Consider the following 14917-nt stretch of genomic DNA (forward strand, 5'->3'; position numbering starts at 1 on the left):
TTTTGAGCATAATGGAAACGAAATACAACCCGCAAGATATCGAGCAGCCACTCTACGAACACTGGGAAAAACAAGGGTACTTCAAGCCTAACGGCGATACTGGCACAGAAAGCTTCAGCATTATGATTCCGCCGCCCAATGTCACCGGCAGCCTGCATATGGGTCATGCTTTCCAGCAAACCATCATGGACACCATGATCCGCTATCAGCGGATGCAGGGTAAAAACACCTTGTGGCAGGCAGGAACAGATCATGCTGGTATCGCAACTCAGATGGTGGTCGAGCGTAAAATCGCCGCAGAAGAGGGCAAAACCCGTCATGATTATGGTCGTGAAGCTTTTATCGACAAAATCTGGCAGTGGAAATCCGAATCCGGCGGTACCATCACTCGCCAGATGCGTCGCCTGGGTAACTCTGTAGATTGGGAGCGTGAACGTTTCACAATGGATGACGGTCTTTCCAATGCGGTGAAAGAGGTGTTCGTCCGCTTATATAAAGAAGACCTGATTTACCGGGGAAAACGCCTGGTGAACTGGGACCCGAAACTGCGTACCGCCATTTCTGATCTGGAAGTGGAAAACCGCGATGTGAAAGGTTCCATGTGGCATTTGCGCTATCCGCTGGCCGACGGTGTGAAAACCGCTGATGGCAAAGATTACCTGGTCGTAGCCACAACCCGGCCGGAAACTGTGCTCGGCGATACCGGCGTGGCGGTTAATCCAGAGGATCCACGCTATAACGATCTGATTGGCAAAGAAGTAATCTTACCGTTGGTTGGTCGCCGTATTCCAATTCTTGGTGATGAACACGCCGACATGGAAAAAGGAACCGGCTGTGTGAAAATCACCCCGGCGCATGATTTCAACGACTACGACGTCGGCAAACGTCATGCACTGCCGATGATCAACGTCCTGACATTTGATGGCGATATCCGTCAGGAAGCTGAAATTTTTGATACCAACGGTGAAACCAGCACGGTTTACAGTGATGAAATTCCGTCTCAGTTGCGAGGGTTAGAGCGTTTTGCCGCCCGCAAAGCCGTCGTCGCGGCCTTTGATGAACTCGGATTGTTAGAAGAGATTAAAATACACGACTACACCGTCCCTTATGGCGATCGCGGCGGTGTGGTGATTGAACCCATGCTGACTGACCAATGGTATGTGCGTACAGCACCACTGGCAAAAGTCGCCGTAGAAGCAGTTGAAGACGGCCAGATTCAGTTTGTACCGAAGCAATACGAAAATATGTACTTCGGTTGGATGCGCGATATCCAGGACTGGTGTATTTCCCGCCAACTGTGGTGGGGTCACCGTATTCCCGCCTGGTACGATGCCGAAGGCAAAATTTATGTAGGCCGTGATGAAGCGGAAGTGCGCCGTGAAAACCACATCGCCGACGACATCGTGTTGAGGCAGGATGAAGACGTACTGGACACCTGGTTCTCCTCCGGATTGTGGACATTCTCCACCCTCGGTTGGCCGGAACAGACGCCAGAACTGAAAGCCTTCCATCCCAGTAGTGTGATGGTGAGCGGCTTTGATATTATTTTCTTCTGGATTGCCCGCATGATCATGCTGACCATGCACTTCATCAAAGATGAGAATGGCAAACCACAGGTTCCGTTCCATACTGTCTATATGACCGGTCTGATTCGTGATGAAGAAGGCCAGAAAATGTCCAAATCCAAAGGGAACGTCATTGACCCGCTGGATATGGTGGATGGTATTTCACTGGCGGCGTTGCTGGAAAAACGTACCGGTAACATGATGCAGCCACAGTTGGCAGAGAAAATCCGGAAACGTACCGAGAAACAGTTCCCGAATGGTATTGAACCGCATGGTACTGATGCCTTGCGGTTCACGCTGGCGGCGCTGGCGTCCACCGGCCGCGATATCAACTGGGACATGAAGCGTCTGGAAGGGTATCGAAACTTCTGTAACAAACTGTGGAACGCCAGCCGTTTTGTACTGATGAACACAGAAGGTCAGGATTGTGGTGCGCAGGGCGGCGATAAAGTGTTGTCGCTGGCAGATCGCTGGATTCTGGCGGAATTCAACCGCACGGTGAAAGCCTACCGTGAAGCACTGGATAGCTATCGCTTTGATCTGGCTGCCAATGTGTTGTACGAATTTACCTGGAACCAGTTCTGTGACTGGTATCTGGAACTGACCAAACCGGTGATGAATGGTGGCAGTGATGCTGAACTGCGCGGCACCCGTCATACGTTGGTACAGGTACTGGAAGCATTGTTGCGTCTGGCGCATCCGATTATTCCGTTCATCACAGAAACCATCTGGCAGAGAGTGAAAGTGTTGAAGGGCATTACGGCCGACACAATTATGCTACAACCGTTCCCGACATTTGATGCCGCACAGGAAGATACTCAGGCACTGAACGATCTGGAATGGATCAAGCAGGCCATCATAGCGATACGTAACATTCGCGCTGAAATGAACATCGCACCCGGCAAGCCATTGGATGTGCTATTGCGTGATACCAGTGCTGAAGCCCAGCGTCGTGTAGAACAGAACCGTAGCTTCCTGCAAACGCTGGCTCGTCTGGAGAGCATCACGATTCTGCCAGCCGGGGATAAAGGTCCGGTGTCTGTCACCAAACTGGTGGACGGTACTGAACTGCTGATACCAATGGCGGGTCTGATCGATAAAACTGCAGAACTGGATCGTCTGGTGAAAGAAGTTGCCAGAATCGACGCTGAAATCAGCCGTATCGAAAACAAGCTGTCCAATGAAGGCTTTGTGGCTCGAGCGCCGGAGGCTGTCGTCGCTAAAGAACGTGAAAAACTGGATAGTTATGCCACAGACAAGGCTAAACTACAGGAACAACAGGCGATCATTGCTGCGCTGTAAATGCTATAAGCCCCGCGATGCGGGGCTTATTACACCGGCCGGATAAGCACCTCTTCCATCATCGCCTCAGATACCCGATTTTCTTGACTGAACGGCAGAACACCATAATGACGGACATGTTGCCGGTTCAGTATCAATAACGTCGTTTAAGCGCAGATAACTGCGATTAAACCATCGGAAAAGGAGAGTGACATGACGATGCACCCGATGATCAAGCTGGCCGACGGAAACCTTATGCCGCAATTGGGGCTAGGTGTCTGGCGGGCCAGTAATGAAGAGACCATGACTGCGGTTACTGAAGCCCTGAAAACCGGTTATCGGGCGATTGATACCGCCGCCATTTACAAGAATGAAGAGGGTGTCGGTCAGGCCTTAAAGGCGGCAAATCTCCCCCGGGAACAGGTGTTTATTACCACCAAACTGTGGAATGCTGATCAGAAACATACGCAAAAAGCGTTGGAAGAGAGTCTGCGCAAACTACAGCTGGATTACGTCGATCTTTATCTGATTCACTGGCCGTTACCTCAGCAGGATAGCTACGCTGACGCCTGGCGAGGGCTCATCAAGCTACAAGAACAGGGACTGGCCAAAAGCATTGGCGTCAGTAACTTCCATCCCCACCACTTGCAACGACTGAAAGATGAAACAGGCATTTTACCGGTTATCAACCAGATAGAGTTGCACCCGCTGATGCAGCAACGTCCCCTCAATACCTGGAATGCCACTCACCATATCCAGACCGAATCCTGGAGTCCGCTGGCTCAAGGTGGTGAAGGGGTTTTTGATCAGCCGATTATTCGCACGCTGGCCATAAAATATGGCAAAACACCAGCGCAGATTGTTATCCGCTGGCATCTGGATAATGGCTTTGTCGTTATTCCAAAATCAGTCACACCTACCCGTATCCAGGAAAATTTCGATGTATTCGATTTTCGTCTGGATAAAGAAGAGCTGAGTGAAATTGCCAAGCTGGACTGCGGTAAACGATTAGGCCCTGATCCTGATGCACCACGTCAATAACATCTGCTATCAAAACCAAACATCCACCAGCCATGTCGCTGGTGGATGGAGTTTATTCTGACACCTGAAACTCGTAGATATCACTACGGCAATAAATTTCGCAGTATTCCAACAGATCACCATGAGCGTTATAAGTATGCTGACGGCTTAACAGCAGTGGCGTGCCTGCCAAAACGCCCAGGTGTTCGGCAATCTCGGGCATGCAGCTCACTGCTCGCAGCCGATAACGTTTGTTTTGTGGGAAAATATTGCGATCCGCCCAATATTGATACAGTGAAAGTTCCACTTCTTCGGGGTGCGATAACCACTTTTGCGGGATCCATACCGTCTCCAACGATATGGGTTCGTCATTGAGCAGACGCACCCGGCGTAGCTTGGTTACCATTGCACCAGCCGACAGTTTCATTTCTGCTATCAACGCTGAAGGAATGGGCAATTGGGTACGTTCCAGCCAGATATTACCGGCGATACCACCGCGTTGCTGTACCTGCGCAGTAAATCCCACGTCCTCTTTATTCAGTGAATAATCTAATTGCTGAGTAATACGAGTGCCCACTCCCTGCTGCCGCACAATCAGCCCTTTTTCTTCCAGTAATGCCAGTGAACGGGAAACCGTTACACGTGAAAGCCCCAGTGACTGGACAATCTGTCGCTCCGGCGGCAAAAACTGCCCGGAAAGATTATTGTATTGGCCAATGCACAGCTCCAGAGCAGCAGCCAACTGCATATAACGGGGAGCCGACGATGGCTGCTCCAATATTCCCCGTACTTTGGTCAAAAGCGCTTGCATAGTTGCCTTATGGTTATCGCAGTAAATCCGACATCATTATTTATTGTGAATCACAACCCATTGAATGTGCCAGTAGACAATAACAAAGTCTTTAGGCTTTATATTGGCATTATAAAGGCATTAAATTGGACTTGCTATTGTCGAGTGCTTTTTGTACATTTAAAAACAGGAATCAGGTATCAGAGCCAACACCAGGTGTCATTTCATGACCGTAAAGAGAAATCCTCACGACGCCATCCTCGGCTGCTTGTATGGGCAAGCTGTGGGTGACGCGATGGGGATGCCATCAGAACTATGGCCGCAGGAAAAGGTCCGCCACCATTTTGGCTGGATTAGCGATTTCCTGCCCGGTCCTGATGAAAACATCGCCGCGAAGGGATTTGTTGCCGGCGAATATACAGACGATACACAGCAAGCCATTGCGTTATTAAATGCTGTTATTGAAGCCAATGGTGAGGTCGAGCCCGAGCGCATTGCCAGACATATTTTGTCTTGGGCCGACCACATCAACGCGTTTGAAAAAAATGTGCTGGGTCCCAGCTCCAAGGCCGCATTAAACGCTATCCGAACGGGTATTTCCGTTCATGACATCGTTGCCAATGGTGTAACCAATGGTGCGGCCATGCGTATCGCGCCAGTAGGCTGCCTGATGGCAACCACCGATAAAATGGCATTTATTGACGCGGTACGACAGGCATCCAGCCCTACCCACAAATCGGATATCGCTGTTGCAGGTGCTTTTGCCATTGCCTGGGCAATCAGCCGTGCCATTGAAGGTGCCAGTTGGGAAGAAATAAAGGCTGAATTACCTGTACTCACGGAAGAAGTTCAGCAGCAACACATCACCACTTTTTGCCCGCAATTGGGCCGCCGAATTATGCAGGCACTCACGTTTGTAGAGAACCTTCGAGACTTACCCGATCCCCTGGCACTATCAGAGCTTTATGATACGCTGGGTGCAGGTATGGATACTCTGGAATCAGTGCCAATGGCACTGGCCATTGTCGAACTCGCCGCAACCATCCCCCAGCGCTGTGCCATATTAGCCGCCAATCTTGGTGGTGATACGGATACGATAGGTGCCATGGCAACCGCTATTTGTGGCGCGTTGCACGGTATCAGTGCTTTTCCTGCGGCATGGATCTCTACAATCAATCAGGCCAACTCGGTTGATTTCATCCCCCTTGCCGCTATTCTCTCTGAGCTCAGGCTGAAAAGGAGTACGCCAACATGGGTGAAATCCAGCAACAAGATACATACCAGCAAAACAAAACATGGAAAGTAGAAAATACCGGTATTGACCTGGTGCCGGAGGTAGAACGCACCGGTAGCCCAATGCAACTTTTCTGGATCTGGTGCGCAGCTAACATCGGCATCCTCGGTATTGTTTATGGTGCTATCATCGTCTCGTTTGGCTTGTCCTTTATTCAATCAGTGTTGGCGGCAGTGGTCGGCGTTGCCAGCTTTTCCCTGGTCGGTTATACCTCTTTTGCCGGCCAAACCGGTCGTACTTCTACCCTGACCCTCTCTCGTACCATTTTTGGTCTGCAAGGCAACATCGCTCCCACCGCCTTTAGCTGGTTTAACCTTATCGGTTGGGAAGCGGTGAATGTCATTACCGGTACCATGACACTGGCGGCACTCTTTGAAGCGTTGGGATTTAGCGCCAGTACGACGCTAACTACCGTATGCCTGCTGCTGTTTGCCGGTCTGACGATTATCGTCAGTCTGCTAGGCCAGAATACGCTGTTCATGATGCAAAGCTGGTTTAGCAAGATCTTTGGCACCATGACCTTGATTGTGGCGGTTTATATTTTATTCGACACCCCCTGGGCTCAGGTGTTAAGTATGCCTTCCGGCAATTGGCTGACCGGTTTTTTACCGGCAGTTTCGGTGATTGCCGCCGGCACAGGTATAGGCTGGACCATCGCTGGTGCCGACTACAGCCGCTATCAAAGTCCCACTACCTCACGCAACCACCTCTTTTATGCCGTGGTAGGTGGGGCTTGTCTGCCACTGGTACTTCTGATGCTGGCCGGTATTCTTCTGTCCTCACAGTTGCCGGATCTGGCCAGTTCTGCAAATCCCATCGCGTTGATTGGTACCGTGCTGCCACCCTGGATGTCCGTTCCCTATCTGCTGGCCGCCACTGCCGGGATTGTGACCATTGCAGTACTGAGCCTTTACTCCGCCAGTCTCAACCTGCTGACAATTGGTATCAAAGTGCCTCAATCTGTCGCCGTAGCAATAGACGCCATCCTGATGTTGGGTGTGTCTATTTACGTCCTGTTTGTTTCCGGCGACTTTCTGACACCATTCATCTCGTTTCTGATTTTTTGCGGCGTCTTTCTGGCAGCCTGGGCGGCGATGTTCATTCTGGATTACCTCTGGTTGCGTCAGCACCACGGCTATAACACTGCGGCACTGTTCGGTTTGGACGGTAAAAATCAGGGCGTCCGCTGGGTACCGCTGTTCTGCTGGGCGTTAGGTGCTCTGAGCGGATTAATGGTCACCAAAACCGGATTCATTGATGGCCCACTGGCAAAAGGCATTTTTGCCAGCTCCAGTCTCGGCATTTTTATCTCTTTTGGTATCAGCCTGGTGACTTACGCGTTATTTCTGATGATTAAGCCACAGGAAAAACAACTATGAGTATTTTTCAGGCAAAAGTGCCCGTAGTGGCTATCGGTGGTGCCGTATGCGACATGGTGTTATCGGTGGAACGTCTGCCGTTCAGTGGTGAGGATATTGAAGCTGAAGATGGTGGACGACAAGTCGGTGGCTGTGCGTTTAACGTCACCAGAGCTCTCTGTCAGTTACAGGTTCCCGTGATTAACGGCATGCCTGTCGGCAACGGCCACTGGGGGCAGATGGTCGAGCAGGCCATGACTAAACTCGGCCTCCCCGTTTTATTACGCAATCAGGAAAAAGACAACGGCTGGTGCCTGGCACTGGCGGAGCGAGATGGTAATGACCGCGCGTTTGTGTCCATTACCGGTTGCGAGTCCATCTGGACACCAGAATTACTGCAACTGCTCTCACCGCCAGAAAATGCGCTGATCTATGCCAGCGGCTATGAACTTGCCGGAGAAACCGGTGCCGCCCTGCGTGAATGGCTGCTGAACCAACCGCAACGCAAAGTGATCGATCCTGGCCCGCGGATCGCGGATATTCCTGCCACATTCTTTCAGGCATTACCCGGCACAAATACGCTGTTGACGTTAAACCGGGATGAAACTCGCTACCTGTGTGGCGAGGGTGATACCGTCGCACAGGCATCCCATTACGCGAAACAAAACAGACTGTGGCTGATTTGCCGTCTGGATAAGGCCGGAGCCTGGATTTGTCCTCCCGACGCTGCCGCTCAGGAAGTGCCAGCCTATAAAGTTGATGTAGTCGATACCATTGGTGCAGGCGATGCCCACTGTGGCGGCCTGCTCGCTGGTCTGGCAGCCGACTGGTCATTACATGATGCGGTTGATTTGGCAAATCGTGTCGCGGCCTGTGTGGTTGCCAGCCAGGGGGCCGCAGGAGCGCCAGATTGGAAAGAATTACAGCAGCGTTTCCCTGACGTTCACACTAACCCTGGCAGATAACAACGGACCGCGATGACTCTCCCCGTGAAAACGAGGAGAGTCATCCCCCACTTATGCAGGGATGACGTCAGCCTGCCTCTCGGGTACGGCGGCAATAAACGCTGGTAGCGCGGTGCAGTGCTGATAAATCCGCTGGCAGTATGGATAAGCAGACAGGTCGCATCCCATGCGTTTGGCATTGGCCCACTGTGGAATCAGGCAACAGTCAGCCAGTGTAACGCGCCCACCGACGCAGTAGTCGCCAGCATCTCCCCGTTCCAACAAGCGTTCCACCGCTCCGAGACCTTGTTTGACCCAGTGAGCATACCACCGTTTTTTTTCCGTTTCAGACACATCCAGCTCGTCGCCCAGATAGTGCAGGATGCGCATGTTGTTGACCGGATGGATATCGCAAGCAATGGCGAAGGCAATCTCCAACACCTGCGCCCGTTGCTGTTCATCATCCGGTATCAAACGAGGCTCCGGATAACGACGATCAAGATAGTCAATAATAGCCAGTGACTGGCCTATCTGCTGCCCGCTGTCGGTAATCAAGGCCGGCACGACGCCCATTGGATTTAGCGCCAGATAATCATCGTGATACTGCTCGCCGTTACGGATGTTAACGCCCACAGCATCGTAGCGAATGCCTTTTAACGCCAGCGCAATGCGGACGCGGTAAGATGCCGAACTGTTGAAAAAGGTGAATAACTTCATGATTTCATCCTTTTATGTGCCTTTAGCGAATAGCCACAGTCAGTTCGGTCAACCCTTCAACGCCACAAGTGATTGTGTCGCCTTTGACCACCGGCCCTACACCTTCCGGCGTGCCGGTGTAAATCAAGTCGCCGGGTTGCAGTTCAAAAAAGGCGGACAGATAGCTGATGGTTTCCGCGACCGACCAGATCAGGAAGTTCACACCGCTGCGTTGCCGATCTTCACCATTGACTTGCAACCAGATCGCCGCCTGCTCAATGTTTGGGCAACCCGCCACCGGATGCACCGGCCCGATGGGGGCGGAACGGTCAAATGCTTTGCCAATTTCCCAAGGGCGGCCCATCTTGCGCATATCTATCTGACGATCGCGACGGGTCATGTCCAGCCCAGTGGCGTAGCCGTAAACATAGCTCAGCGCTTCTGTTACCGGGATGTCTTTTCCACCTTTACCAATGGCTACCACCAGCTCGATTTCGTAGTGGTAATTGTCGGTCTGCGCCGGGTAATCCAGCATCAGCGTTTCGCCCTCCAAGACCGGGACGACCGCATCGGACGGTTTGCAGAAAAAGAACGGCGGTTCACGATCAGGATCGAACCCCATCTCCCGGGCATGTGCGGCGTAGTTACGCCCGACGCAGTAGACCCTGCGCACTGGAAACAGGGTGTCGCTGCCGACAATGGGGATAGCAACCTGTGGAGCAGGCGAAAAAACATACTGACTCATAACGAACTCCTTAAAAAACATCAATCATTCAAGTAAATGCACGTAAATAGCGCATCAGCCACGTTTTTCACGAAATAGCCCCAGGGCTTCCTGTACCGGGCGGTCGGAAAAACTGAACAGCACGGTATCCGCCAGACTTTCAATACTGAGGGGTATCCAGGAAGGCACCACGAAGATATCTTTCGGCGCGAAAATGAATTGCTCCTGGCCGATGGTGATCCGGCCTTCCCCCTCCACCACGTGATAAATGGTGCTATCGGTGGCGCGGATAGGTTGTGTCGTCAGCCCGTGCGGCAGCAGTTGCATGAAAGTCGCCATGGTCGGCATCGGATGGCCGCCGTTGGCGGGGTTGATATAACGTAGCTTGAAACCTTCGCATTCGTCCGGGTCTCCATTGCGGCTGAGTTGCTCCAGCGCATCGCGGCTGCGGTCATAGCGATAGTTGAAAATGGGTGATGAATTTCCTGACTGATAGCGTACCGGCAACATGTTGGCGGCATAGCGCGGTAGGTAGTCCCCCATCGGGCGGATTACCGGCTGCTGGTCTTCCGGATAATTTTCGGCGAAACCGCAGCCCAGGAAATTGACCAGCGGCAGATCGAGACCATCGAGCCATACCACCGGTTCGTTGCCGGGATTACCATGGTCGTGCCAGCACCACTGCGGGGTCAGGATAAAATCACCTGGATGCATCATGGTGCGCTCACCGTCCACGGCGGTGAAAGCCCCCTGGCCTTCCACGATGAAACGCAGTGCAGACTGGGTATGGCGGTGACTCGGCGCGACTTCGCCCGGCATAATCAACTGCAACCCGGCGTACAAGGATGAGGTGATCGATGACTTGCCTCGCAGCGCCGGGTTTTCCAGAACCAGCACTCGGCGAACCGCTTCTTTCGCGCCAATGAGTTCGCCGCTTTTCATCAGGAAAGGACGTACCTGCTGATAGTTCCACAAGGCAGGCACCGTGGGTGTATGTGGCGTTTGCGGTACCAGTCGATGCAGCGATTCCCAGAGCGGTGACAGGTTCAGCCCGGAGATTCCCTGATAAAAATGTTCCCGACGATCAGTGGCTGTAGTATTAATTTCGTACATGTCAGACTCCTTATGATTTACTGAGCGCGGAGACTTGCGCGGTGTTAACAGCGAACGCTGTGCGTCGTCCGTACATCCACAACATGATCAGGGCGATAGCGGCCGTTAGGGCTGGTAGGGCCATCACCAAGAGCATCACGTGGAAAGAAATCTGCCAGGCCAGCAACATTCCACCGCTGAGCGATCCAATGATGGCACCACAACGTCCCATAGCGTTCGACCAACTCACACCAGTAGCGCGGCAGTGAGTGGGGTACAGCGACGCGGATAACGCGTTCAGCCCAACCTGCGATCCACTGATGCCGATACCGGTGCCCAGTACCGCCAGAGACATTGCCCACAGCGATCCTTCACTGGTGCTGATCAGGACAATGAATCCCGCTCCCAGGGCGTAACTGATCGCCAGTGTCCAGTAAGGATTGAAGCGATCCATTAGCTGGCCGATCAACAAAGCGCCTGCGGTGCCGCCAATCTGAAATGCAGTGGTCACCCAGGCTGCATGCTGGAGATCAATACCGCCGCTATTCAGCATGGTCGGTAGCCAGCTCGACAGGGAGTAAATGATCAGCATGCTCATAAAAAACACACACCACAGCAAGAGCGTGACTGGGAGAATGCCCAGCGCGAACAGCGCGGTGACGGCGTTTTTTCCGCTGTGTGTTACGGCCTTGTTTTCGTCCAGCCGAAATGTCACGTCGTGGTAGTCTTTTCCCGTGATGTTATGTAGCACCTCAGCCACTTTCTCCGGCTGTTTGCCGCGTAACACGCGATAACGCGGCGACTCCGGAAGGAGCCACAGCAACACCAGGCTCAGCGCCAGCGGTAAGGCGCCGCCGAGAATCAAAATACCCTGCCAGCCAAGCACCGGGATCCACTGGGCGCTAACCACGCCGCCGAGTGCCGAACCAAGCGTAAAACCGCAGAACATGAGTGTAACCAACCCGGCACGACGGCGGGCAGGCACGAATTCCGAGGTCAACGTAATGGCGTTGGGCATGGCGCCCCCCAGGCCAAGCCCGGTGAGAAAGCGCAGCAACGTTAATGTGGTCATGTCAGGTGCAAAGGCGGAAAACACGCCCATCAGACCAAAAAACGCCACACTCAGCCACATGACGTTCTTGCGGCCAAAGCGATCTGCCAATGGCCCGAACAGCAGAGCGCCCAACATCAGGCCGAACAGCCCTGCACCGAAGAGTGGCGCCAGGCGCGCCGCATCAAGCTGCCATTCCTGCCGAATGGCTGGTGCGATAAAACCGATGGCTGCGGTGTCGAATCCGTCCAGAGTGACGACCAGAAAGCAACAGACCAGTACCCGCCACTGAAAGGCGGACACAGGTGCCGCATCAATGACTTCCTGAATTGTCATGCTACGCGGTTTATTCATCTTTTAGCCTCGCGATTGTAGGGTTGAGGATGTGGTTATTGTTGTTTTTGTGAGTTATGTTGCGGAATTGTGAATACTATGCTGCGCGATGATGTGAAAAGATAATGGTATTTCCGCCCGACCTATAACCTGGAGGTTATACCCGTGAGTGACTGGACCCAAAAACTGAAGGTGCATCATCTGCGGCTGCTGGTGTGTATCGGCGATCAAGGCAACCTCTCGCAGGTCGCCACGATGATGAATATCACTCAGCCGGCCTTATCAAAATGGCTCAGCGCATTAGAGGAGGAGATCGGCCTGACATTGTTCGAACGCCACAGTAAAGGGCTGCGTCCCTCCGCAGGCGGGCGGCTGATGCTGGAACACGCACGGCGTATCCTCAATGATCTGGAACGCTCTCGTGTCGATATTGAGCAGTTTAAACAGGGGTCTCAGGGCAGCCTGATCGTCGGTTGCTCCCCGGTGGCGACAGATTGCGTCGCCATGGCGCTTTTGCCACTAACGGCAGACTACCCGACGTTACGGCTACATGTAGTGGAAAACGTGATGACACCGCTGCTGCAAAGTCTGCTCTCCGGCAAGATCGATGTTGCAGTGGGACGTGTTGGCGGCCGGGCACTGGAGTTGCCACTGAATTATCGGGTGCTGTATACCGAACCCATCTGCTTCGTCAGTGGGCGGAATCATCCGTTGGTGCAGCGAAACAGCATCAGTTGGCATGAATTACTTAGCTATCGATGGGTTGTCTGGCCGACGGGTACGCCTATCCGGGTGAGTATCGACAATGCGTTGGTGGAGCATGGCGCCATGTTGCCGGATGATTACCTGGAGTGTTCATCCATGAGCGTCACCCTCAACATGGTACAGGCCAGTGAAATGGTATCGATCCTCTCCTGGCGGCTGGCACGACGTTACGAGGCACAAGGGCAACTGGCGATTTTACCCCTGCCACGCATTGAGCAGAAAGGCAGCGTCGGTGTGTTCTGGCGCAAACGCGAAACGCCTTCCGGCGTGCTGCAACGGTTTCTGACACACCTGCTCGCCACCGCTGGTGATGACCGTAATTAGGGCAGTTAACTTCAGCACTAATGTCTCCGGTGCTCATGACGATACGATGAGGAAACCATGTTGAAACCAGAACCACCATATTCACGAACAAACCGGAATCCTGGCGATTAGACTGTTGATTTAAAAACCGGCCTCATTTCCCAAACGAGGCCAGCCGGATATGTCAGTTATCCCGTACCACCAGTTGTCCGGTGGAACCACGATCAGCCATTTCAAGTATCTGGCTGTAATAGAGAAATGGGAATTGCGCTGATGAATCCTGGTTGAAATAGACCAGCAGTTCGACATCCGTATCCACCCACACTGTATCTTTCCAGCCACTGTCTTCCGGCGGAACTCTGCCGCCATTAACACTGCGGACCTGAAACATAACGCCTTGAATATGAAACGGCTGCGGTTTGTCGGCATGGACCAGCCAGCGTTCACATAGCCCTACTTGAGTCTGAACATCCACACGAGTCATATCCCACATGGCACCATTGATACCCGGTAGGGTGTCACCTAAACTGAACTCACGGGTACGACTGATATTCCCTTCAACCACATTATCAGCTATCAGATGCAATGGCAGGCTATCTGCCACCAACGACAGTAGCCCCGTCGGTTTCAATGTTAAAATCTGATTGGAAATCAAAATATTGGATGGTTCAAACAATCCATGCAGGCGATCCATAATCCCGGCGGATTCTCCGGTAATCAGTGTCACTTCCTCACCCTGAGACAGATCAATCAGGATTTCCCGCCGTTCGCCAGGAGACAATGAGATCTGGTTTAACGTGACAGGTGTGGGTAAAAAACCCTGATCATTAGCGACAAGGTGCATTGGACGACCATCACTCATACGCATCACATAGCGACGAGCATTCGACGCATTCAGCAGTCGCAAACGCACCCAACCACGGGAAACCTCAATAAACGGATTCTGAACCCCATTGACGAGCAAAATGTCACCGAGAAATCCGCCATGACGGGGTGAGTCATAAATCGGCGCACCAAAGTTATCCAGCCGCTTATCCTGAATAATCAGCGGGAAATCATCCAGGCCGTAATGATTGGGAATCGGCAACGCCTTGCTGTAGCGGTCTTCCACCAGCCAGAGTCCCGCCAGACCGTTATAAACATGCGGAGCCATCCGATTCGGTGTGTTGGCGTGATACCAGCAGCTTGACGCTGCCTGACGAATGGGCATCACTGGATACCAATTCATACCAGGCGGAATGATACGCCCTGCTCCGCCCATCAGTGAACCGGGTACCTGTAAACCACTGACGGTCATGGCTACCGGTTCTGGCAGATGGTTAGTGTATATCAGCTTCACATCGTCATTACTGAATACCCGGACTGTTGGCCCCAGATATCTGCCATTGATTCCCCAGACCAAGGCTTTCCTGCCGCCGCTAAATGACCAGTGCGCCTGCTGCAGCGTCAAAAATACCGGTTGTCCTCGCCGGGATTCAATCAATGGCGGAATAGGTAATGCGTTTTGTGTACTATTGGCCCTGGCCGCTAATGACACGGTCCCAGCGCAGAATGCGATACCTGAAGCCTGCAAAAATCGACGCCGGCTCAATGACATAGTGACTCCGAAAACCTATTAACCGTATGCAAATGCATCACTTCCCTAAGGAAGAAAATAGTGACAACACTACCTCCATGACATAACAACTGTCATGGTTAAAA

12 protein-coding genes are annotated in these 14917 nt (G+C 52.6%); 6 read left to right on the forward strand and 6 right to left on the reverse strand.

What is annotated here, in order from left to right; all coding sequences use genetic code 11:
* Positions 1-11: 11 nt before the first annotated feature.
* Positions 12-2867 (forward strand): valine--tRNA ligase, encoded by a 2856-nt coding sequence (locus tag CWC46_RS00170; protein WP_021014218.1) that lies wholly within the window; start codon positions 12-14, stop codon positions 2865-2867.
* 192 nt (positions 2868-3059) lie between these two features.
* On the forward strand, positions 3060-3887 hold the full coding sequence (gene dkgA, locus CWC46_RS00175) for a 2,5-didehydrogluconate reductase DkgA (RefSeq protein WP_021014217.1): 828 nt from the start codon (positions 3060-3062) through the stop codon (positions 3885-3887).
* Between the two features lie 52 nt (positions 3888-3939).
* Here dkgA and CWC46_RS00180 read toward each other — a convergent pair whose 3' ends face one another.
* Complete coding sequence (locus CWC46_RS00180) at positions 3940-4677, reverse strand: GntR family transcriptional regulator (protein ID WP_021014216.1); 738 nt, start codon at positions 4675-4677, stop codon at positions 3940-3942.
* Between the two features lie 205 nt (positions 4678-4882).
* Here CWC46_RS00180 and CWC46_RS00185 point away from each other — a divergent pair, with 205 nt between their 5' ends.
* From CWC46_RS00185 to CWC46_RS00195, 3 genes are read left to right on the forward strand one after another with little or no spacing between them, the layout of a single operon-like run.
* A complete protein-coding gene (locus tag CWC46_RS00185) occupies positions 4883-5962 on the forward strand; it encodes an ADP-ribosylglycohydrolase family protein (RefSeq protein WP_021014215.1) in 1080 nt (359 codons plus the stop codon).
* A complete protein-coding gene (locus CWC46_RS00190) occupies positions 5908-7329 on the forward strand; it encodes a purine-cytosine permease family protein (RefSeq protein ID WP_021014214.1) in 1422 nt (473 codons plus the stop codon). The genes CWC46_RS00185 and CWC46_RS00190 overlap by 55 nt, the downstream gene beginning before the upstream one ends.
* Entirely contained in the window at positions 7326-8273 is a 948-nt protein-coding gene (locus tag CWC46_RS00195; RefSeq protein WP_021014213.1) for a PfkB family carbohydrate kinase, read from the forward strand. Before CWC46_RS00190 ends, CWC46_RS00195 begins: the two co-directional genes overlap by 4 nt.
* 51 nt (positions 8274-8324) lie before the next feature.
* Here the strand turns inward: CWC46_RS00195 and maiA are convergent, their stop codons facing one another.
* The 4 genes from maiA to CWC46_RS00215 are packed head-to-tail and all read right to left on the reverse strand — an operon-like array spanning position 8325 to position 12169.
* A complete protein-coding gene (maiA, locus tag CWC46_RS00200; RefSeq protein WP_021014212.1) occupies positions 8325-8969 on the reverse strand; it encodes a maleylacetoacetate isomerase in 645 nt (214 codons plus the stop codon).
* Between the two features lie 22 nt (positions 8970-8991).
* A complete protein-coding gene (locus CWC46_RS00205) occupies positions 8992-9693 on the reverse strand; it encodes a fumarylacetoacetate hydrolase family protein (RefSeq protein ID WP_021014211.1) in 702 nt (233 codons plus the stop codon).
* A gap of 54 nt (positions 9694-9747) precedes the next feature.
* Positions 9748-10785 carry a gentisate 1,2-dioxygenase gene (gene gtdA / locus CWC46_RS00210; RefSeq protein WP_021014210.1) on the reverse strand — a complete coding sequence of 346 codons (1038 nt, stop codon included), beginning with the start codon at positions 10783-10785 and terminating at the stop codon, positions 9748-9750.
* 10 nt (positions 10786-10795) lie between these two features.
* Positions 10796-12169: an MFS transporter gene (locus CWC46_RS00215; protein ID WP_021014209.1), complete on the reverse strand. Its 1374-nt coding sequence runs from the start codon at positions 12167-12169 to the stop codon at positions 10796-10798.
* Between the two features lie 144 nt (positions 12170-12313).
* Here CWC46_RS00215 and CWC46_RS00220 point away from each other — a divergent pair, with 144 nt between their 5' ends.
* Positions 12314-13237, forward strand: a complete 924-nt coding sequence (locus CWC46_RS00220) for a LysR family transcriptional regulator (protein WP_021014208.1) — start codon at positions 12314-12316, stop codon at positions 13235-13237.
* Positions 13238-13400: 163 nt separating this feature from the next.
* On the opposite strand, the gene ftsP is transcribed toward CWC46_RS00220, so the two are convergent.
* Positions 13401-14813, reverse strand: a complete 1413-nt coding sequence (ftsP, locus tag CWC46_RS00225) for a cell division protein FtsP (protein ID WP_021014207.1) — start codon at positions 14811-14813, stop codon at positions 13401-13403.
* Positions 14814-14917: the final 104 nt, after the last annotated feature.

Source organism: Prodigiosinella confusarubida, from assembly GCF_002847015.1.
Classification (GTDB): Bacteria; Pseudomonadota; Gammaproteobacteria; order Enterobacterales; family Enterobacteriaceae; genus Prodigiosinella; species Prodigiosinella aquatilis.